Source organism: Nocardia sp. CA-145437 (genome assembly GCF_050956485.1).
GTDB lineage: Bacteria > Actinomycetota > Actinomycetes > Mycobacteriales > Mycobacteriaceae > Nocardia.
This window is the reverse complement of the sequence record NZ_CP191204.1, coordinates 7,254,421-7,273,112: the sequence shown is the minus strand read 5'-3', so window position 1 is coordinate 7,273,112 and position 18,692 is coordinate 7,254,421. Positions and strand designations below refer to the sequence as shown.

Annotated in this window: 19 protein-coding genes; 7 read left to right on the top strand and 12 right to left on the bottom strand. The window is 67.9% G+C overall.

Annotation, left to right across the window (positions count from 1 at the left end; genetic code table 11):
- Positions 1-2 precede the first annotated feature (2 nt).
- The 3 genes from ACQPYY_RS33650 to ACQPYY_RS33640 are packed head-to-tail and all read right to left on the bottom strand — an operon-like array spanning position 3 to position 2,996.
- Entirely contained in the window at positions 3-1,277 is a 1,275-nt protein-coding gene (locus ACQPYY_RS33650) for an extracellular solute-binding protein (protein WP_433592230.1), read from the bottom strand.
- 11 nt (positions 1,278-1,288) lie between these two features.
- Positions 1,289-2,119: a carbohydrate ABC transporter permease gene (locus tag ACQPYY_RS33645; protein WP_433592229.1), complete on the bottom strand. Its 831-nt coding sequence runs from the start codon at positions 2,117-2,119 to the stop codon at positions 1,289-1,291.
- A complete protein-coding gene (locus tag ACQPYY_RS33640) occupies positions 2,109-2,996 on the bottom strand; it encodes a carbohydrate ABC transporter permease (protein ID WP_433592228.1) in 888 nt (295 codons plus the stop codon). The genes ACQPYY_RS33645 and ACQPYY_RS33640 overlap by 11 nt, the downstream gene beginning before the upstream one ends.
- Positions 2,997-3,208: 212 nt before the next feature.
- Here ACQPYY_RS33640 and ACQPYY_RS33635 point away from each other — a divergent pair, with 212 nt between their 5' ends.
- From ACQPYY_RS33635 to ACQPYY_RS33620, 4 genes are read left to right on the top strand one after another with little or no spacing between them, the layout of a single operon-like run.
- A complete protein-coding gene (locus ACQPYY_RS33635; RefSeq protein WP_433592227.1) occupies positions 3,209-5,089 on the top strand; it encodes an SCO2524 family protein in 1,881 nt (626 codons plus the stop codon).
- Positions 5,086-6,018, top strand: coding sequence for an SCO2523 family variant P-loop protein (locus tag ACQPYY_RS33630; protein WP_357274747.1), 933 nt, complete (start codon positions 5,086-5,088; stop codon positions 6,016-6,018). The genes ACQPYY_RS33635 and ACQPYY_RS33630 overlap by 4 nt, the downstream gene beginning before the upstream one ends.
- Positions 6,015-7,064, top strand: a complete 1,050-nt coding sequence (locus ACQPYY_RS33625; RefSeq protein WP_379102833.1) for an SCO2522 family protein — start codon at positions 6,015-6,017, stop codon at positions 7,062-7,064. Before ACQPYY_RS33630 ends, ACQPYY_RS33625 begins: the two co-directional genes overlap by 4 nt.
- A gap of 12 nt (positions 7,065-7,076) precedes the next feature.
- Complete coding sequence (locus tag ACQPYY_RS33620; protein WP_379102830.1) at positions 7,077-8,060, top strand: SCO2521 family protein; 984 nt, start codon at positions 7,077-7,079, stop codon at positions 8,058-8,060.
- A 9-nt stretch (positions 8,061-8,069) separates the two neighbouring features.
- Here ACQPYY_RS33620 and ACQPYY_RS33615 read toward each other — a convergent pair whose 3' ends face one another.
- The 3 genes from ACQPYY_RS33615 to ACQPYY_RS33605 form a co-directional block, all read right to left on the bottom strand.
- Positions 8,070-8,930 carry a hypothetical protein gene (locus ACQPYY_RS33615; protein ID WP_433592226.1) on the bottom strand — a complete coding sequence of 287 codons (861 nt, stop codon included), beginning with the start codon at positions 8,928-8,930 and terminating at the stop codon, positions 8,070-8,072.
- Between the two features lie 2 nt (positions 8,931-8,932).
- Positions 8,933-9,322, bottom strand: coding sequence for a GNAT family N-acetyltransferase (locus tag ACQPYY_RS33610; RefSeq protein ID WP_433594795.1), 390 nt, complete (start codon positions 9,320-9,322; stop codon positions 8,933-8,935).
- A gap of 420 nt (positions 9,323-9,742) precedes the next feature.
- Positions 9,743-9,946, bottom strand: a complete 204-nt coding sequence (locus ACQPYY_RS33605; protein WP_357088694.1) for a hypothetical protein — start codon at positions 9,944-9,946, stop codon at positions 9,743-9,745.
- Positions 9,947-10,199: 253 nt separating this feature from the next.
- On the opposite strand from ACQPYY_RS33605, the gene ACQPYY_RS33600 reads away from it, so the two are divergent.
- Both ACQPYY_RS33600 and ACQPYY_RS33595 read left to right on the top strand, forming a co-directional pair.
- Positions 10,200-11,087, top strand: coding sequence for a helix-turn-helix domain-containing protein (locus ACQPYY_RS33600; protein WP_379102822.1), 888 nt, complete (start codon positions 10,200-10,202; stop codon positions 11,085-11,087).
- Complete coding sequence (locus ACQPYY_RS33595; protein ID WP_379102819.1) at positions 11,084-11,287, top strand: DUF397 domain-containing protein; 204 nt, start codon at positions 11,084-11,086, stop codon at positions 11,285-11,287. Before ACQPYY_RS33600 ends, ACQPYY_RS33595 begins: the two co-directional genes overlap by 4 nt.
- Before the next feature lie 99 nt (positions 11,288-11,386).
- Here the strand turns inward: ACQPYY_RS33595 and ACQPYY_RS33590 are convergent, their stop codons facing one another.
- From ACQPYY_RS33590 to ACQPYY_RS33575, 4 genes are all read right to left on the bottom strand, one after another.
- Positions 11,387-11,584, bottom strand: a complete 198-nt coding sequence (locus tag ACQPYY_RS33590) for a hypothetical protein (protein WP_357098833.1) — start codon at positions 11,582-11,584, stop codon at positions 11,387-11,389.
- A gap of 147 nt (positions 11,585-11,731) precedes the next feature.
- Positions 11,732-12,478 carry a succinate dehydrogenase/fumarate reductase iron-sulfur subunit gene (locus ACQPYY_RS33585; protein WP_379102815.1) on the bottom strand — a complete coding sequence of 249 codons (747 nt, stop codon included), beginning with the start codon at positions 12,476-12,478 and terminating at the stop codon, positions 11,732-11,734.
- Positions 12,479-12,480: 2 nt separating this feature from the next.
- The gene (locus ACQPYY_RS33580) at positions 12,481-14,409 is read right to left on the bottom strand and encodes a fumarate reductase/succinate dehydrogenase flavoprotein subunit (RefSeq protein ID WP_433592225.1); all 1,929 of its coding nucleotides are present in this window, start codon (positions 14,407-14,409) and stop codon (positions 12,481-12,483) included.
- Positions 14,410-14,449: 40 nt separating this feature from the next.
- Positions 14,450-15,280: a hypothetical protein gene (locus ACQPYY_RS33575; RefSeq protein WP_433592224.1), complete on the bottom strand. Its 831-nt coding sequence runs from the start codon at positions 15,278-15,280 to the stop codon at positions 14,450-14,452.
- A gap of 336 nt (positions 15,281-15,616) precedes the next feature.
- Between ACQPYY_RS33575 and ACQPYY_RS33570 the strand changes: the two genes are divergently transcribed.
- The gene (locus ACQPYY_RS33570) at positions 15,617-16,954 is read left to right on the top strand and encodes an acetyl-CoA acetyltransferase (protein ID WP_433592223.1); all 1,338 of its coding nucleotides are present in this window, start codon (positions 15,617-15,619) and stop codon (positions 16,952-16,954) included.
- A gap of 127 nt (positions 16,955-17,081) precedes the next feature.
- On the opposite strand, the gene ACQPYY_RS33565 is transcribed toward ACQPYY_RS33570, so the two are convergent.
- Entirely contained in the window at positions 17,082-17,369 is a 288-nt protein-coding gene (locus tag ACQPYY_RS33565; protein ID WP_357098825.1) for a hypothetical protein, read from the bottom strand.
- A gap of 182 nt (positions 17,370-17,551) precedes the next feature.
- Positions 17,552-18,538 carry an alpha/beta fold hydrolase gene (locus tag ACQPYY_RS33560; protein WP_379102806.1) on the bottom strand — a complete coding sequence of 329 codons (987 nt, stop codon included), beginning with the start codon at positions 18,536-18,538 and terminating at the stop codon, positions 17,552-17,554.
- Between the last annotated feature and the right edge of the window lie 154 nt (positions 18,539-18,692).

The following is an 18,692-nucleotide window of genomic DNA, read 5'->3' as shown; positions in this document are numbered from 1 at the left end:
GATCATCGCTGTTCGGCCGCGGTGTCCGCCGCCCGCTGCGCGCGGGTCAGGGCTTCGGGCACCGGGACGCGGCCCAGGTACATCTCGTCGAGGATCGGCGTGATCGCCTGCAGCGCGGCCGGGAATCCGGGCCCCCCACCGGCGCTGATCGTCCGGCCGCGCAGCACGTCGAAGAACGGCGATACGTCCACACCGCGCCGCGCCCAGTAGTCGCGATACACCCGCTGCTCCGACACCACCGCCGGAATCGTGTTGCCGTCCAGGCCGAGGTAGCGGTTGCCGGCCGCGCTGCCCAGCCATGTCAGGACGCGCCGCACCGCGTCGGGATGTGCGGTGGCGGCATTGCCCGCGACCCCGATGGCATTGTCGGCGCTGACCCGACCGGCCGGGCCCTCGGGAATCATGGCCAATCCCCAGGGGAATCCGGCATTCCGCGCGATGGTCGCCAGATTGAAGGTGCCGGACTGGAACAGTGCCATGCGGCCCTGCAAGAAGGCGTTCTTGGCGAAGTCGCCGCTGGTATTGGTGTCGGCGGCCGACGGTGACAGCCGGTCGGCCACCAGGCCCACGGTGTATCCGTAGGCGTCGCGTCCCTGCGGAGAGTCGAACGCGAACCGCCCGTCCCGCTGGAGCTGCCCGCCCGCCGAGCCCAGATACGGCAGCGCGATCGATTGAAAGTCGTTGGCGGCGTTGTACGGCCACGCGGAGACCGCGGCCAGCCGCCGCAGGACCGGCCGGAAGGTGTCCCGCCCGGGATCCGGATTCCACCGCAGCCCGGCCAGTTCACCCGGATCGACCCCGGCCTGCCCGAGCAGGTCCCGATTGATGTAGACCGCGCTACCGCCGTCCACGAATTGCGGTACCGCCCAGAGCGTCCCGTTCCGGGTGAACTGGGTGACGGCCTGAGGATCCCAACCGCGCGCGGTCTCCGGCCCCAGCGTCGCGCCGATATCCATCAGGTGCCCGCTGTCGGCGTAGTCCTCGTAGAGGTTGGTCCAGAACAGGTCGTCGGCGATCCCGCCCGCCACGTCCAGCCGCAGCTTCTGCGCGTAGGACGCCCACGGCACCAGCGTGATGCGCACCTCGACATCCGGGTTGGCGCGCTGGAACTCGTCCAGCGACGCCCGGTAGGCGCTGACGAAACTCTGATCCCAGATGCGCAGCCGCACCACCGTCCGACCGCCGCTCTCCGCATCCCGCCCGAGCCACAGCGCCGCGGCCACCAGCAGGACCGCGACCACGATGATCCCGAGGACCGCCCGTGCCGAGTCCTTCACGTGGAGGCTCCTCATTTGAGTCCCGTCACCGCGATGGACCGCAGCACCTGCCGCTGGAAGACCACGAACAGCAGCACCAGTGGCGCGATAGCGAGCGTGGTGGCGGCCATGATCAGCGTCCACTGCGCGTTGTACCGGGTCTGCATGTTCGCCGTCGCCACGGTCAGCACCTGCCACTTCGCCCCGGACGCGGCGACCAACGGCCACATGAAGCTGTTCCACTGCGAGACCACCGTGATGACGGTGAGGGTGGCCAGAATGGGCCTGCTCATCGGCACCACCACGCCGAACAGGATGTCGAGGGTGTTCGCGCCGTCGACCCGCGCCGCGTCGATGATCTCCCCCGGGATGGCCAGGAAGTACTGGCGCAGCAGGAAGATCGCGTACGGCGACCCGAACAGGAACGGCAGCACCAGCGCCCAGAAGGTGTTGAGCCACCCCAGTTTCGCGAACATGAGGTACAGCGGCACGAGGGTGACCGCGCTGGGCACCATCATGGTCCCGAGGTACGCCCAGAACAGCACGTCCCGTCCGGGAAACCTGGTGCGGGCGAACGCATATGCCGCCATGATCGACGTCACGAGTTGTCCACAGGTTATGCACACCGTCATCAGCGCGGTGACCGCGACGGCCCGGCCCAGCCCCTGATCCAGCACCGTGCGGAAGTTATCCACAGTCACTGGATCCGGTGTGGCCAGGGCGGATTCGGCCGCGAACTGCTTGGGTGTCTTGAACGCCGTCATGGCGCTCAACACCAGCGGCGCCACTGTCAGCAGCGCCCCGAGAATCAATATCCCGTACGCCGCGACCGCCCGCGCCGCCGTCCGCCGGTCAGTACTCATAGCTGGTCCGATTCCGGAAGTACCGGTGCTGCGCCACCGTGATCACGAACATCACCGCGAACACCACCACCGCCATGACCGCCGCCCGCCCCGGATGCGCGGCGTCGAACGCCTCCGAATAGATCCGCATGGCAACGACATCCGTGTGCTGCCCCGGCCCGCCCTTGGTCAGCGCGTACACCGAGTCGAAGGTCTGGAACACGCTGAGCACCCCGGTGACCAGCACGAAGAACATGGTCGGCCGTAACAACGGCAGGATCAGCCAGCGCACCCGCCGCCACCCGACGGCCCCGTCCAAGGCCCCCGCGTCGAGGATCTCGGGCGGTATGGCGCGGATTCCGGCCACGAAAAACAAAGCCACATATCCGACATTCATCCACACGATGACCGCGGCCACGGCGGGCAGCGCCAGAGTCGGCGAGCTCAACCACTCCACCCGATGTCCCAGGACGGCGTTCAGCGCCCCGCCGGTCGGCGCGAAGATCCACTGCCACACCACGCCTACCGCCACGGGCGCACACATCCATGGCAGCGCGTACACCACCCGCAGCACGGTCCCGGCCCGCCCGCGTCGTGCCAGCAGCGCCGCTACCGCGAATCCCAAGACTGTCTGCACCGGCACCACCAGCGCCGTCAACGCCAGTGTCACCAGGATGGAATGTCCGAATTTCCGGTCGGTGAGGACGGATCGCCAGTTGTCCCAGCCGGTGAATCGAATGGGCCCCAGCAGATTCCAGCTGTGCAGGCTCAGCCACAGCACCACCGCGATCGGCAGCAACAGGAAGCAGCCGACCCCGAGCAGGCTGGGCAGCAGCAGCGCGTAGCCGACCGCGGCGTGCCTGGTGCCGGCTGTGGCGCGGCGGGCCGTCCGGTCCATGACGGGCGACGCTACCGGCCCTGCGCGGGTGCGCGCGCCATCCCACGCCCGACTTGCCCGATATTGTGTGATATCCGATATTGCGCTGTGCGCGACGCGATTTCGAGCCTGCTTTCCACCCGGTGCGCGGCATCGGCGCATGATAGTTTGTGCCGCGCTCGTACATCGCGATGCCGGCGAGGCTGGCCACGACAGGGCAGGGGACGGCGTCGATGAGAATCAAGCCACGGGAACAGATCCTCGGAGTCTGGCGGTCACTGCTGACCGCGTGCTACCAGGACGGGGCCTGGGTCTGGGGCGGCCGCAACGGCTCCAACTCCATCAGCGATGCCGAACAGCTGCTGTGCCTGCTGTATCCGGCCACCGAGATCGACGGATTCGGCCTGGAGACGCCCGACGAGATCGCCGACGACATCCTCGCGGTGCTGTCCCCCCTGGGCGATGACGGCCTGCGGATCGGCGAGCGGGTGGTGTGGCTGCTCGAGCAGTACGTCGAACGGCACACCGACCACGATCCGGATACCGGCAAGGAACTGCCGAACTTCGCCGCGGGCAGCTATCTGGCCACTTCCGACGGCAGCGAGCCGACCTCGGACCAGCACGCGCTCGAGGTCGTCGACTCCTATTCGATGTCGCTGACCCTGTGCCTGGCCGCCCTGAAGTTCCTGCGCGGCTTCAGCGGACCGGTGTCGGCGCTGGCGGTGGGCCGGCGCAACCGGACCGCCATCGACCTGGGCCCCCGCATCGACCGCCTCGACGCGCACATCAATACCCGCCTGACCGCCGCGATGGTGGGGCTGATCCGCAGTTTCGTGGTGAACACGGTGACGCCCAAGTCCGCGGCGGGGCAGGCCATGCTGTCGATGCTGAATCAGACGGGCGGTTCCACCGACACGGTGGTGCGGGCGGTGCGGGACCGCCTGGACCGGGTCCGGATCCGACTACGCAACGACGCCACACTGAGCCAGATCGAGGGCGTCGACCTGGACAGCTCGGACATGCTGTTCGAATGTGGCTGGAGCTGGGCCATCGTGCGCAAGGCCGCGGACATCGACTTCGTCGACCTGCCTATCGCGCAGCAGCCGGGCCACGCTGTCGCCCGCCCCTACCTGCATTTCACCGTGGTGGCGCTGGACGGCATCAACGACCTCACCTCGCAGCGCACCCGCGAACTCGACCTGCTCGATCCCGAGCAGCGGCGTCTGGCCGAGGCGCTGCAGCTGCGCTGGGATCTGGCCCAGCGGTACTGGGCGGCGGTGGCGCGCTTCGGCAATGGCCGCTGGCCGCTGGAGGACATTCCGTGGCGCACCTCCGACGGCGAGGAGTCCGACTACTTCAGTCTCATCGTGTCCGCGGTGCTCATGCAGGATCTGCTCAATCGCGAGGCCAATGACGACGACCTGGATCGCGCCGCCACCATCTTCGACGAACTGGCCCGCCGCGGCCGCATCATCCGCCGTTTCACCGCCGGGGACCCGGCCCGCACCATGCACACCCCGGGCGTGAGCCTGCGCCTGCTGGGCAGCGAGGAGCTGGACGGCCCGCTGTTGCTGTGGACCGTATCCGATTACGCCACGGTGCTTTTGAAGCGCACCCTGCAGGCGGCCCGGCTCTCCGGCACCATCGAGACCCGGGACCAGCTGATGGCGCTGGCCCAGGCCACCATGGACCACCTCGATCTGCGCGCCTTCCGCGAGGGACCGGCCACCGGCCTCTGGGACGACCCCAGCCGTATCTTCGGCGGCAGCGATTCGCATCTGCCGTCCTGGTATCTCACCGAGCGCGTGGTCGAGTGCATGGTGACCGCCGCCCGCATGTACCGGGAACCGCCACTGCGCGCGCCGAACTCGGCGACCCGCGCGATGGAGCTGCTCACCGAGGCCGAACACCTGCTCAACCGGGAGATACTGGAGCTCAGCGAAACCGACATCTCCGCGGGCCGCACCGCGTTGGCGCTGGCCGAACAACGCTTGGAACGGGCCCGCACACTCATCGACGAGCGCCCGGGCACCGCGGTCAGCCTGACCCAGCAGGCCCTCATGGAGCTGGACGAACTCGCCTATGCCCGGCTCGACGCGACCAGGAGCGAATGACCGTGCTCGTGTTCTCCGCGTCCGACAAGGGCGGCACCGGCCGCTCGGTCACCAGCTGCAATATGGCGTACTGGCTGAGCATGAAGGGCCACAAGGTCGCCTATCTGGATTTCGATTTCGGATCGCCCACCGCGGGAGGCACCTTCGAGATCAGCCGCATCGACAACGGGGTGCGTGACGGCACCGGCCTGCACGCGTACCTGCTCAACGAGAACGGCTCCCCCGCCCGGCTGAGCGTGCGCTCGGAGACCGACCGGATGGAACTGAGCCGGTCCCGGCATCCTTCGGGCCGCCTGGTGCTGTTCCCCGGCGATCTCGGCGGCTCCGAGTTCACCACCCTCGACGAGCGCATGATCGACCGCTGCGCCGCCCTGTTCGCCACCTGCGAGCAGGAATTCGACGTCACCTTCGTGGATCTGAGCGCGGGCCGCTCCATCGCGCTGGCGCTCGCGCTCAGCGCGACCAAGCAGTCGCAGTTGTCGCGCGCGGTGTGCCGGTGGCTCATCTTCCATCGCTGGACCCGCCAGCACATCGCCGCCGCCCGCGGCCTGGTGCACGACGACCACGGGGTGCTGGCCACCGGGGAGGCGTGGGGACACGACCGCACCGGACTGCTGAACTCGCTGCGCTTCGTCCGCATCGCGGTACCCGAACTGAACCGCACCGCCGGGCTGCGTCCGGCCCAGGCCGCCTGGCTGCAGGAACAACACAACACCCTGACCCGCGCGGCCAACCGGCACGGGATGGGTCCGAGCGGGATACTGGGCCAGACCCCGGTGGAACCGATGCTGCAATGCCGGGAGCAGGTGATCCTGGATGTGGATGTCGCCGCCCACGTCGCCAATGCCGAGACCGTGGACGCGTTCCGCACGCTCACCGAGAAACTCATGAACGACGCCGTCTGGGAACAGGTGGAGATACGCAGATGAGCTCCGCGACCGATTACAGCGAGGCCGGTGAACGCAACCGCGTGGCCGGGCAGCCGCTCTCGCACCTGTCCATCGAGGTCGGGCACTTCTACATGGACGAGCTGGTGAACGGCGTCGACCGGATCCGCGCGCAGCTGCGCAAGGTCGCGCCCATCGTCGAGACCCAGATCGCGGCCGCCGAAAGGGAATTCGGCCCGGGCGCGCGGGTCAGCACCTGTTTCCTGGTCGACGACTACTTCTGGGGCCGCACCCCGGGCCGTGGCCGCGACGCCCGCCGCGTCGCCGACCCCCGGCACGTGCTCGAGAAACTGCTGACCGCCGCCGAGGAATGCGAGGTCCGCATCGACTACCTGGCGCGTGAGGCCGGGTGCGCGGAGGTGCCGGCGTTCCTGGACGGCGAACCCGTGGGCGAACCGGTGCGGCTGGCCGAGATGATGGCGGCGCGCATCGTCGCCGAACCCGAACGCGACAGCACCGGACGCCGCCCGCCCACCGTCGAATCCGGCTGGCTGTGCAACGGCCGACGCTCCTCGGAGTACGATGCCGGACAGGCCATGCGGATCGCGCGGTATCGGCCACCGGAGGAGTTCGGGGCGCGCAATCACTCCATCTTCCTGGATGTACAGCTGTGGAGCCGCCAGCTCGAGGAGGTGGCCGGACAGCAGGTGGAACGCATCCTCTGGTCCTGCCCGTTCCTCGCCTCCATCTGGCAGTTGTTGCGGCTGGGGATGATTCGCGATGAGGGCGCCATGGTGGCCGCGCCGGTGGCGTGGAGCGACCCGTGGCCCGAGGAGTGGTCGCGGCTGCCCGCGGTGGTGCAGCTGAATCCGCAGGCCAAACCGTTCGCCGCCTATCGGGCGCTGTCGGTGCTGCCCTACAGCTACCTGGGTATCGAGCACGCGGTGCGAGTGATCCTGGACCACCTGCAACTCGACGACGACGTACACGCCAAACTCGCCGAACGCGGTGCGGGCGAGCGGATTCCGGTCGAGGTGCCGCGCCAGGCCACCCGCCGGTTGAACCACCTGTTCCTCGGTGACGTCTGAGATGGCCGCCCTATGAGCGATCCGCTGGTCCTGCTGGGCGAGGTGCGCACCACGCTGCTGCCGAATGCGGGGGGACTGGCGGCGCGGGAGGCGTCGGCGCTGCTCTCGCTGCTGCCCGGGCAGCGGGTGCTGATGCGGGAACGCCCACTGGCGCTGGCCATCTCGCCGACCACACCGGTGGGCGTGGACTGCCGGCTGGCGACGGTGTCGCGGTCCGACAGCCGGGCCATCGGCACCGTGGCCGCGCACGCCGTACTGGTCGGCGGCCGGGTGCTCCAGAGTTCGGCCTGCTCCAGCGTGGTGCGGGCGGCCAATCAGAACCGGCGGCCCTGGTCGCACTATCTGAGCCGGGCCGGGACCGTCGAACTGGTGCATCGCATCGGCGACGACACCGCCACGGCGGTCGACCTCACCGAGGGCTTCCTGGAGGCGTCCAGCGCCACCACCCTCGACCTCGGCTCGATCAGCGAACGACTACTCACCCGGGTGCGCACCGATCCGCGGCTGGACCAGGACCCGCCGGTGCACTCCGGGGCGACTCGGCTGCGCTGGGCCGCGCGGGTCGCGCCGCCGGTGGATGGGAGCGCGCGCGGACGGACGCTGTTCGCCTTCCGGCTGGAGGACGAGAACACCCGATCGGTCCGGATCATGGTGCCGACCGTCCGGGACCTGGCCGGCGTGCAGCGCTTCTGCGAAGACCTCGCCGTGCACGACTGGCTGCTGTCCACCCTCGCCGCCGCGTTGTCGGACGCGAATCGTCCCGTGCTCGAACGCGATCCCACGGGCGAACTGGCTCCGCTGCTCGAACAGCTGGTGCACCTGTGGATGCCGGGCGCGCACACCCCGCCCCGGCTGCGCGAACTGTGGACCCGGCTGGAATCCGATCCCGGCTTCACCCGGCAGTGGACCGCGCAGGTCGGGCACCTGCGCGACCGGCTGGCGGTGGCCACTCTGGAAGCGCTCCGCAGCTCCAAGATCAGCACCGTGCAGTGGTGACGGCTGTGCTCAGAGCCGGAACCAGCGCCGCACCAACAGGGCGAAGAACACCGACATGGTGACCGCACCGGTGTACGCCTCGGTGACGAACACCGCCCGGCCGCCCACCCGCAGGTGATCGGTGTCGCCGATACCGAGCGGGTTCAGGTAGTTCATCAGCACCTGGTACACGGTCACGGCCACCGGCTGCTCCGCGCGCAACGCCACCGCGCCGGTGAAGACCAGGAGCTGGAACACCACGAACCACAGCATCCGGAACGGCCGATATCCGTAGCCGCAGACCAGATCCGGGACCAGGCCGCCGAGCCGCCGCCAGGCCTGCGGCTGCGCCTGCCGCCGGGCCTGGGCCAGCGCGAGTCCGCAGCGGTCCTCGGCGTCGGTGTCCTCGTCGATGCGGTACAGACTGCCCGCGCGCCGATAGGCCAGGGCGGCATGGCCGGGCAGGCCCGCCTGGACGAGCGGACGTCCCAGGCGTTCGTACGCCTCGGCGAGCAGCCGATTCTGGGTGCGGCTCAGCCGGAGCGGGCCCCGGAACTCGACCTCCGCGGCGATGAGCGCCGCGAGCAGCTGGTTGACCGGCACGGCCTGCGGATCCGGCCCGGCCGGGCGGTGCAGCGCGGGCGCGTAGATGTGGCCGAAGACGAGACTGTCACCGGCCCGGCGGATTCCGGGCGGGTCGTAGGTGGCGACCACTGCCTCGGTGTGCCGGGTGAACAGATCCAGCAGTGGTTGTTCGGTGGCGCGCCGCCGCAATCCGTGGGGCTGGGCGAGGAATTCGGTGATGCTCTCGCCGTAGGCGTCGGCGTGGCGCTCGATCCGCATGCTCATATCGGCCACGAAGGGTGACGACGGCGCGCTTCTCTCGAGCATGATCAATGATAGATCCTGTGCACCAGCACATCTCGGGGCTCATCGGCGCCGAAGTAGGTGGGCTCGTGGTCCGCCCAGGCGAACCCGACCTCCTTGTACAGGTGGTAGGCGGTGCGATTGCCCGGCTTCACGGTCACGTAGACCTGTTCGGCGTGGACCTTGCGGCAGTGGGCCAGGGCGGCTTCCAGCAGGACCCGGCCGAAACCGCGGCCGCGGCAGGCGGAAGCCACGGCGAAGCCGAGGAACCAGGCCGTGCCGTCGCCGTCGATGGCGGTGAGGACATAACCGCACACCTCCCCCGCATCTTCAGCAACCGTCCAGTTTGCTCCGTGTAATTCGAACAATTGCCGCAGAACGAAATACGGATACGCGAGATGCTCGAACTCGACCACCTCGAGCGCCCGAATGGCGTCCAGATCCGCCAGCGACGCAGTCCGACATACCGGTATAGCCGGCTCTTCGAAGGCCAACAACGGTGTTCCCCTCCACCCCGGGCACAAGTGCGATGGATTCCAGGGTAAGCGTCACGCCGAGGGTTGGGTGCGGTTCGGCCCGTCCGCCGTCTGTGGAACGAACGGGCCGAACCGCGCTGCCGCACGCGGTGGGGACCACACCGCCGCTGCCCGGAGGTTAGGCGCGGGGCGTTCGAAAGCGCTGTGCTGCAGCGTTTATCGCGGCCGGGGGCCTTCCCCGGTATGTCCCGGGCCGCGAAATCTTCCGGGTGCGATGACGCGTGAAACGGGCGTCGAGCACCAGCCACAACAGCCGGTACACGACCCGGTCGAAGCCCGAGTACGCCGGATCGATGGCCGTCATGGCAACGCGCGCTCGTCGAGCACGCACCGTCCCTCCTCCACCAGGGTGGCCCGGGCTCGTCGACGCACCTTGCAGGTCTGCACGGTGCAATCGAGGTGCAATTGCATTGCTGCGTGCGCCTGTTCGGCGGTCATCACCCCCGGATCCCGGCGGCAGCGCGACAAAACGGCGATGTGCAAATTGAGGGACGTCAGTTGCATGTCCAGACCACTCCTCGTTCCCGCTGGTTCCTGAAGTGCCCGGAGGTTCAGGAAAGGAAAGGGGCCTAGCTACACCGCTCCGGGCACACATCTAGCACACCACGAGCAGACGCCAAGCGGGCGAATTTCGACAAGGAGAACGCAAAATTGCGCGAATTCCCAGCAGCGAATCCACTTGGGAGAGGACGATTCTCCATAGTGGACGAACCTCGCGTCCCCCGATCCATGCCCGCGAACGCGAATGGAGCGTGTTGTGTCAGAAGGTCCCGCGTCCTCCACCCTGCCGCGCCGCCAGCTCGGCCGCTACCTACGGGACTGGCGTATCCAGGCAGGATTGACCATCGCCGAGGCCGCCAAGCTGATGGAGTGGGGCGCCAGCACCCTGCAGCGGCTGGAGAAGGGCAACGCGGACCGCATCCGCACCATCGACATCCAGGAGCTGTGCCGGATCTACGGGATACCCGCCCAAATCGCCGACGGACTCAAGGGTTTGGCGCAGCAGGCGGCTGTCAAGAGCTGGTGGCACTCCTACGGCGACCTGATTCCCGAGAACTTCGACGTCTACGTGGGGTTGGAGGCATCCGCGCAGCAGTTGTCCTGCTACCAATCGGAATTGGTGCCGGGCCTGCTGCAGACCTCCGACTACGCAAGGGCCCTGAACCGGCTCGGATACCCGGAAGAGACGGCGGCCGAGGTGGATCGGCGCGTTCAGCTGCGCATGCAACGCCAGGCCATGATCACCCGGCGCATGCACCCGGCCGCGATCGCGATGGTGTTGCACGAATCGGTATTGCGCCGCCTGGTGGGAGGTGCAAGGGTGATGGCGGCGCAGGTGCGGCACTTGGCGGAACTGAGTACCCGGTCCAATGTCGTCCTGCGTATCCTGCCCTTCGCCGCCGGTGTCCCCCTGGGGCTTTCGACCGGCCCGTTCGTGATCCTGGAGTTCGGATCCGACAGCAAGGGGCAGCCGGTGGAGCCCCCGGTGGTCTACGTGGAGGGGTTCACCGGCGATCTGTATCTCGAGAGACAGGGCGACGTTCAGCGTTATCGCCGGGCCCAGGAGGGTCTGGAACGCTGCGCGTTGGACGTCCAGGACAGCAGAAGCCTGCTGCGGCAGGTGGCGAAGGAGTATTCGGCATGAGTGTGGAGCTTTCCGGGGCCCGCTGGTTCAAGAGCAGCCGCAGCGGGGCCGGTAAGGAATGCGTCGAAGTGGCGTTCCTGCCCGCGGGCCGGGTCGGCGTGCGGGACAGCAAGAATCCGCAGGGGCCGGCGCTGGTGTTCGGCGCCGCGGAGTGGTCGTCGTTCACCACCGGCCTCGAAAACGGGCGCTTCGACAGGTGATTCGCGTGCGGCGGACGATTCGCGAGCGCTGAGAGAACTGAACGAGGTGCGCGGGCTCCAGGGCCCGCGCACCTCGGCATCAGTCGTTCACGATCACACTCAGAGAATCGCGACTACTCCGATCGCGACGGCGGCCACCAGCACACCGATCGCGACCGAAGGCATCAAAGCGCCGGTCAGTACGTATACGCCCATCGCCGATACCGCGAAGAGCATCCCTACGATCAGCCGTTCGACCCAGTCGTCAGGACCCAATTTCCGGTACCGGGGACGTGCATTCTTCAGTCCTCGGTCCACGAATAGTTGGATACCCATGTTTTAACGCGCGTAAACATGGTTTCGTTGCTGAACGGCTGCCGTTTCGTGATCAACTTCCAGCGCTGGGAATCCGGGGCCCCGCGCTGGTGCGCGGGGCCCCGGTGGCAGATTTTCTGTGGTATTCCGTCAGCGACGGAACAGTTTGTTTCCCAGCCAGACGATCGGATCGTATTTCCGGTCCACCACGCGTTCCTTGAGCGGGATCAGCGCATTATCGGTGATCTTGATGTGTTCGGGGCACACCTCGGTGCAGCACTTCGTGATATTGCAGTAGCCCAGCCCGGCGTCCTCCTGAGCCAGATCACGGCGATCCGCCACATCGAGAGGATGCATTTCGAGTTCCGCAATACGCATCAGGTAACGCGGGCCGGAGAATGCGTGCTTGTTGTCCTCGTGATCACGCACCACGTGACAGGTGTTCTGGCACAGGAAGCACTCGATGCACTTGCGGAATTCCTGTGACCGTTCCACGTCGGCCTGCTGCATCCGATAATCGCCCGGCTTCAGATCCACCGGCGGTGTGAACGACGGGACCTCGCGCGCCTTCCGATAATTGAACGACACATCCGTGACCAGGTCGCGAATGACGGGGAAGGTGCGCATCGGCGTCACCGTCACCACTTCGTCCTCGGTGAACGTCGACATCCGGGTCATGCACAGCAGCCGCGGCCGGCCGTTCACCTCCGCCGAGCAGGAACCGCACTTGCCCGCCTTGCAGTTCCAGCGCACCGCCAGATCCGGGGCCTGGGTGGCCTGCAGGCGATGGATGATGTCGAGCACCACCTCGCCCTCGTTCACCTCCACGCTGAAGTCGTGCAGGCCGCCGCCCTCGGTATCGCCGCGCCACACCTTGAACTTCGCCTGATAACCCATGGCTATTCCGCCTTTCCGGCGTCGTCCCGCAGCTCCGCGAGATCGGCGGGGTTGTAATACTTTTCGAGTTCGGCCAGGTCGAACAGTCGCAGCAGCTCGGCGCGCATCGGGATCTGGGCCTCGGAGGTGACGGTGACCGCGGGCACCGAGAAGCCGACCTCGTCCTCGCCGATCGTGCAGACCAGCAACTGATTCCGCCACACCGGATCCATGCCCGGGTGGTCATCGCGGGTGTGGCCGCCGCGGCTCTCGGTGCGCAACAACGCCGCCTGCGCGACGCATTCGCTGATCAGCAGCATGTTGCGCAGGTCGATGGCCAGGTGCCAGCCCGGGTTGAACTGCCGGTGCCCCTCCACGGTGACATGGTCGTAGCGGTCGCGCAGTTCGGACAGCTTCTCCACGGCCTGCTTCAGCTCGTGTTCCTTGCGGATGATGCCGACCAGGTCGTTCATGGTCTGCTGCAGGTCCATGTGCAGGGTGTAGGGGTTCTCCCCCCGGCCCTCGTCCGGCGGATCGAACGGTGTCACAGCCGCTTTCGCGGCCGCGGCGATATCGGTGTCGGAGATCTTGGGCCGTGCGGCCAGCTGCTCCACGTAGGTGGCCGCGCCCAGTCCGGCGCGACGGCCGAACACCAGCAGGTCCGACAGCGAGTTGCCGCCGAGCCGGTTGGATCCGTGCAGGCCGCCCGCGCACTCACCGGCCGCGAACAGGCCCGGCACCTTCGCCGCCTGGGTGTCCGGGTCGACCTCGATGCCGCCCATGACGTAGTGGCAGGTCGGACCGACCTCCATCGGCTCCTTCGTGATGTCCACGTCCGCCAGCTCCTTGAACTGGTGGTGCATGGACGGCAGCCGCTTGATGATCTGGTCGGCGGGCAGCCGCGAGGCGATGTCGAGGTACACGCCGCCGTGCTCGGTGCCGCGTCCCGCCTTCACCTCTTCGTTGATGGCACGCGCCACCTCGTCACGGGGCAGCAGGTCCGGGGTGCGGCGGGCGGAGTCGTTGTCCTTCAACCACTGGTCCGCCTCCTCGATGCTCTCGGCGTACTGCCCCTTGAACACCGGCGGGATGTAGTCGAACATGAACCGCTTGCCGTCGGAGTTCTTGAGCACCCCGCCGTCGCCGCGCACACCCTCGGTGACCAGGATGCCCTTCACCGAGGGCGGCCAGACCATGCCGGTCGGATGGAACTGCAGGAACTCCATATTGATCAGCGAGGCCCCGGCACGCAGCGCGAGCGCGTGGCCGTCGCCGGTGTACTCCCAGGAGTTGGAGGTCACCTTGTAGGACTTGCCGACACCGCCGGTGGCGATGACCACCGCGGGCGTCTCGAACAGGATGAAGCGGCCCGATTCCCGCCAGTAGCCGAAGGCCCCGGAGATCTTGTCGCCGTCCTTGAGCAGTTCGGTGATGGTGCACTCGGCGAAGATCTTGATCCGCGCCTCGTAGTCGCCGGTCTGCGCGAAATCCTCCTGCTGCAGCGAGACGATCTTCTGCTGCATGGTGCGGATGATCTCGAGGCCGGTGCGGTCACCGACGTGCGCGAGCCGCGGATAGGTGTGGCCGCCGAAGTTGCGCTGGCTGATCCGCCCGTCCGGGGTTCGATCGAACAGCGCCCCATAGGTTTCCAGCTCCCACACCCGGTCGGGGGCCTCCTGGGCATGGAGTTCGGCCATGCGCCAGTTGTTGAGGAACTTCCCACCACGCATGGTGTCCTTGAAATGGACCTGCCAGTTGTCCTTCTCGTTGGCATTGCCCATGGCGGCCGCGCAGCCGCCCTCGGCCATGACGGTGTGCGCCTTGCCGAACAGGGACTTGCAGACCACCGCCACCGACAACCCGTGTTCGCGGGCTTCGATCACCGCACGCAGACCGGCACCGCCGGCACCGATCACGACGACGTCGTACTTGTGCCGCTCGACTTCAGGCATGGAACCGAATACTCCTGGGAGACTGAGGAATAGAGGACTGTCAGCCGATGAGGCGAGGATCGGAGATGGTTCCGCTCGCGACCAGCATGACGTAGAAATCGGTGAGGACCAGCGTGCCCAGCGTGGTCCAGGCCAACTGCATGTGCCGGGTGTTCAGCTTCGACACCACGGTCCAGAAGCGGTAACGCACCGGGTGCTGCGAGAAGTGCTTGAGCCGCCCGCCCGCGATGTGCCGGCAGGAGTGGCACGACAGCGTGTACGCCCACAGCAGCAGGGCGTTCCCGGTGATGATCGCCGTGCCCAGGCCGATGCCGAAGCCACCGTCCTTGGCGTGGAAGGAGATCACCGCGTCATAGGTGTTGATCACCGAGATGATCACCGCGACGTAGAAGAAGTAGCGGTGCGCGTTCTGGATGATCAGCGGAAGCTTGGTCTCCCCAGAATATTTGGTGTGCGGCTCGGCCACCGCGCAGGCCGGCGGGGACATCCACACCGACCGGTAGTAGGCCTTGCGGTAGTAGTAACAGGTGAGCCGGAACAGCAACAGGAACGGCAGCACCAGGAAGCCCAGCGGAATCCACATGGGCAGGTGGCCGATCGGGGTGCCGAAGTGGCTCGAGCCCTCGACGCACGAAGCGCTCAGACAGGGCGAATAGAACGGTGTCAGATAGTGGAAGTCGTTCACCCAATACGCGGCTCGCACAAAGGATCTGACGGTCGCGTAGACGACGAACGCCCCCAGTCCTAGCACCGTCAATGCCGGCGGCAACCACCACCGGTCGGTGCGCAGCGTGCGTGCCGCGATGGCGGCCCGACCCCTGCTGAAAACCCCGGTACTCGATTCAGAAGCCTTGACTGGTGCGGCGCTCACTGCGGCCTGCCTCGCTGCTCTACCCCGTGGAACGTCATCGTTACCTCCGGCATCGAATGTGATGGTGAGCACCCTACGACAGGAGTGCTATCACTCGAGCTCGCATCAGCTATTTCGTGATCCAGTGATTTACGCCACATTTCCTGCGAACTTTCGCTTTTCGTTCGTGTAGTGAACAAACGGCAATCGTGCGAACTCGGCGGGCTGTCACCGGGATTGGCCGAGGCGTGATTACGCAGCTCCGGACGGTTGTTTTCGCCGGTTACACGCCGTCACACGGCAGCAACAAGGGTGTGGTGCCCTGTCCCCCTGATGAGGGCTGGAAGGGAGCCGATGATGAGACGTGCCGCCATCGTCATGCCGCTGCGCACACCGGTGGGCCTGCCCGGCGGCGCGCTCGCCGCGGTGCCGCCGAACCGTCTGGTCGGCACGGTTATTGGGGCGGTGCTCGGCCGGTCCGGCATCGACCCGCTCCGGGTGGAACAGCTGGTCACCGCCGTACCCGACCCCGACGTCATCCGCTCCGCGCTGCCCCGCTGTGGGCTGTCCCCCGAACTCGGCGAATTCACCGTCGGCGCCGGACCTGGCAGCGGCCTGCGTGCCCTGATCACCGCCGCCATGATGGTGCGCTCCGGGGCGGCGGGCGTGGTGCTGGCCGTGGGGGCCGAATATCCTTGTGCCGCACCGCCGTGTGCCGCGCAATTGGCCAGCGTCCGAACGCCCGCCGCCCGTCCCGGATCTCCGGACGCCGGCCCCAGCACCGACGAGCAGATCGCGCTGTGGGCCACGGAACCGGCACGCGGACAAGCGGATTCGGTGCGGACCGAACAGCTGGCCCGCCACCACGGCCTGGACCGGACCGCCGCCGACGACTTCGCCGCGGTCAGCCACCGTCGCGCGGCCCGCGCGCACCGGCAGGGCGTCTTCGGGGCCGAGATCGCGCCGACGGTCGTGTGTGCGCGACCGGACGACCCGAACTCCGAGGTGGTGCGGCTGGTCGACCGCGACGAGGGCCTGCGCGACGATGTCTCGCACCGCGCCTTCGCCGCCCTGCCCCCGTTCCGCCCCGGCGGGGTGACCACCGCCGCGAACAGCAGCACCCGGGGCCTGGCCGCCTCGGCCTGCCTGGTGGTCGCCGAGGACCGCGTCGCCGACCTGGGCCTGGAACCCCTGGCCTACCTGGTGGACTGGGCGAGCGCCGCCGCGCCCGCCGGCGCCACCGCTCCGGCCGCCACCGGCGCGGTCGCGAAGACCCTGTGGCGCAATGGATTCGAATTGTCCGATCTGGCCTTGCTGGAGGTCGAGGAATCGTCCGCCGTCGAGGTCCTGGCACTGGCCCGCGTCCTGGGCCTGACGGAACACGCCGGTGGGTCGGCGGAGCACGCGGGCGGTTTCGCGGACTCCGCGGACGGCCGCTTGAATGTGCACGGCGGGTCGATCGCCCTGGGCGAGCCGGGCGGCGCCGCGGGCCTGCGCATGGTCACCACCATGCTGCACGAATTGGCTCGCCGGGAAGGCGGACTCGGCCTGGCGGTCACACCCGCGGGCCCCGACACCGCCCTGGCGGCGATCTTCGAATCACCGGATCGAACACCGGTTTCCGAGACGCCGCGCGGCGCGCGCTTCCGTGGCGCGGGCGGCCGACGCTCCGGTCGAGGTCGTCACCGCCCCTGACTGATCGAATGCGCGGCCCATCGGCGCGCTACAGCGGCAACTGAGCCCACCCGACGCGCTGGCCGAATCACCGAGCCCCGACGCCATTGTCGAGGTGGCTCAGCTGCTGTTCGAAACGATGGTTCGGTTACTTGGTGCGGGGACGGGAGTGGAAGCCGAGGCCCTCGTCCTGCGCGCCCATCCAGGCCGCCTCGTCGTGCTTGGCGTCCGGGACGTAGATGGTCTCCTGCTTCGCGGCCGGGGACTCCGGGGGCGGGGTCTGCTCGAACTCGTCGGCATCGATGCTGAGCCGCTCCAGATCGTTCTCCAGCCGGCGGACGGTGCCCGCGTCTCCGTAGTGCGAGCGCAGCGCGCCCACGCACTGGCGGAGCTGGCCCACCGCGTAGCGGAGTTCCGCAATCTCGCTGCGTGTCATCGAAAACCTCCTCGACCCGTGTGACAGACCACACATCGTGATCTACAACACAGTACGTGATCATGCGGGATTCGTCTCGTCCGCGATGAATATTCGCTGGTCGAAGGCCTGTCGAGAGCGCTCGAATCGGGGTCTGACACGTTTCAGATCTACGAATCGGGCCGTCGCCGAGCGGCTTCCGGCTACCCCGCGATGGCGAACTCGGGCCCGCTGTCCGGTCCGAAATCCGGGTTCCCGGCGCGCATCGCCGCGGTCGCCCGCGCCACCAGCCCGACCACCGCCGCGGCAACCTCCTCGGCCCGCTCCAGGATCACGCTGTGGCCGGCCCCGTCCAGGCGCACCAGCTCGGCGTCCTCGACCTGGGAGGCCAGCACCACCGAATGCGCGAACGGGATCATGATGTCCGCGGACCCGGCCAGCACCAGCACCGGAATCTCGCCCAGCCGGTGCAGGGTCGCGGACTCGTCGAACCGGATCAGCGACTCCAGGAAGCTGGCCATGGTCAGCAGCGAGGTGTCGTTGAGCATGGCTGTCGCCACCGCCAGCATGCGCGGGCTCACCTTCCGGGTGCCCAGGGTGGCGTCCCGCATGATCGGCTCGAAGATCCGGCGGCTCAGGTGCTTCGAGGCCTGCATGGCCCGCGGCGCGCGCTTCACCGCCGCGCGCAGCGAGCTCACCGCGGGCGGGCTCAGCAGGCGTCCCAGCCCCACCCGGGTCACGCCGTTGGCGGCACTGGAGATCAGGCCGACGCCCACGATCCGGGTGCCGATGGCCATCGGGTGCAGTCGCGCGTACGCCAGCACCGTCATGGCGCCCATCGAATGTCCCACCAGCACAACGGGTCCGGTCGGCACCACGGTCCGCAGCACCACGTCCAGATCCTTGGCCAGCTGCTCGATGGTGTAGGTCGAGGGGTCCGCATTGCCCGAATCCCCATGTCCGCGATGGTCGTAGAACACCATGTGGGTGTCCTCGCCCCAGGTCTCCATCAGATGCCCGCGCATGAACGCCCACGATTCGGCGCGCAGACAGTGCCCGTGCACGAACACCACCGTGACCGGGGCATCGGTGGCGCCGAACTCGCGAACCGCGAGCGGCACGCCGTCATCCGCCGTGACGGTGAGGTGGCGGCCGTCGAAATCGGCCGCGCGAGAGTTGAGCGTGGACATGACGTCCTCCTGAAGAGTGCGCCTTCTTGCCCGGTTGTCGGAATAGATGCCCCCGGCGTTAACCCCCCACACCAGGCGTTATGCACAAGTTGTCCAACTGTCTCCGCTGATCTATACAGCCTGCCGACGGATCTTCCCCTGCCTCGGCAACTTG

What these genes read in the sequence shown, in the direction of transcription:
- ACQPYY_RS33645 (WP_433592229.1), bottom strand. Translation starts at nt 2,119, where the DNA reads ATGAGTACTGACCGGCGGACGGCGGCGCGGGCGGTCGCGGCGTACGGG.
- ACQPYY_RS33640 (WP_433592228.1), bottom strand. Translation starts at nt 2,996, where the DNA reads ATGGACCGGACGGCCCGCCGCGCCACAGCCGGCACCAGGCACGCCGCG.
- ACQPYY_RS33635 (WP_433592227.1), top strand. Translation starts at nt 3,209, where the DNA reads ATGAGAATCAAGCCACGGGAACAGATCCTCGGAGTCTGGCGGTCACTG.
- ACQPYY_RS33630 (WP_357274747.1), top strand. Translation starts at nt 5,086, where the DNA reads ATGACCGTGCTCGTGTTCTCCGCGTCCGACAAGGGCGGCACCGGCCGC.
- ACQPYY_RS33625 (WP_379102833.1), top strand. Translation starts at nt 6,015, where the DNA reads ATGAGCTCCGCGACCGATTACAGCGAGGCCGGTGAACGCAACCGCGTG.
- ACQPYY_RS33620 (WP_379102830.1), top strand. Translation starts at nt 7,077, where the DNA reads ATGAGCGATCCGCTGGTCCTGCTGGGCGAGGTGCGCACCACGCTGCTG.
- ACQPYY_RS33615 (WP_433592226.1), bottom strand. Translation starts at nt 8,930, where the DNA reads ATGCTCGAGAGAAGCGCGCCGTCGTCACCCTTCGTGGCCGATATGAGC.
- ACQPYY_RS33605 (WP_357088694.1), bottom strand. Translation starts at nt 9,946, where the DNA reads ATGCAACTGACGTCCCTCAATTTGCACATCGCCGTTTTGTCGCGCTGC.
- ACQPYY_RS33595 (WP_379102819.1), top strand. Translation starts at nt 11,084, where the DNA reads ATGAGTGTGGAGCTTTCCGGGGCCCGCTGGTTCAAGAGCAGCCGCAGC.
- ACQPYY_RS33585 (WP_379102815.1), bottom strand. Translation starts at nt 12,478, where the DNA reads ATGGGTTATCAGGCGAAGTTCAAGGTGTGGCGCGGCGATACCGAGGGC.
- ACQPYY_RS33580 (WP_433592225.1), bottom strand. Translation starts at nt 14,409, where the DNA reads ATGCCTGAAGTCGAGCGGCACAAGTACGACGTCGTCGTGATCGGTGCC.
- ACQPYY_RS33570 (WP_433592223.1), top strand. Translation starts at nt 15,617, where the DNA reads ATGAGACGTGCCGCCATCGTCATGCCGCTGCGCACACCGGTGGGCCTG.
- ACQPYY_RS33565 (WP_357098825.1), bottom strand. Translation starts at nt 17,369, where the DNA reads ATGACACGCAGCGAGATTGCGGAACTCCGCTACGCGGTGGGCCAGCTC.
- ACQPYY_RS33560 (WP_379102806.1), bottom strand. Translation starts at nt 18,538, where the DNA reads ATGTCCACGCTCAACTCTCGCGCGGCCGATTTCGACGGCCGCCACCTC.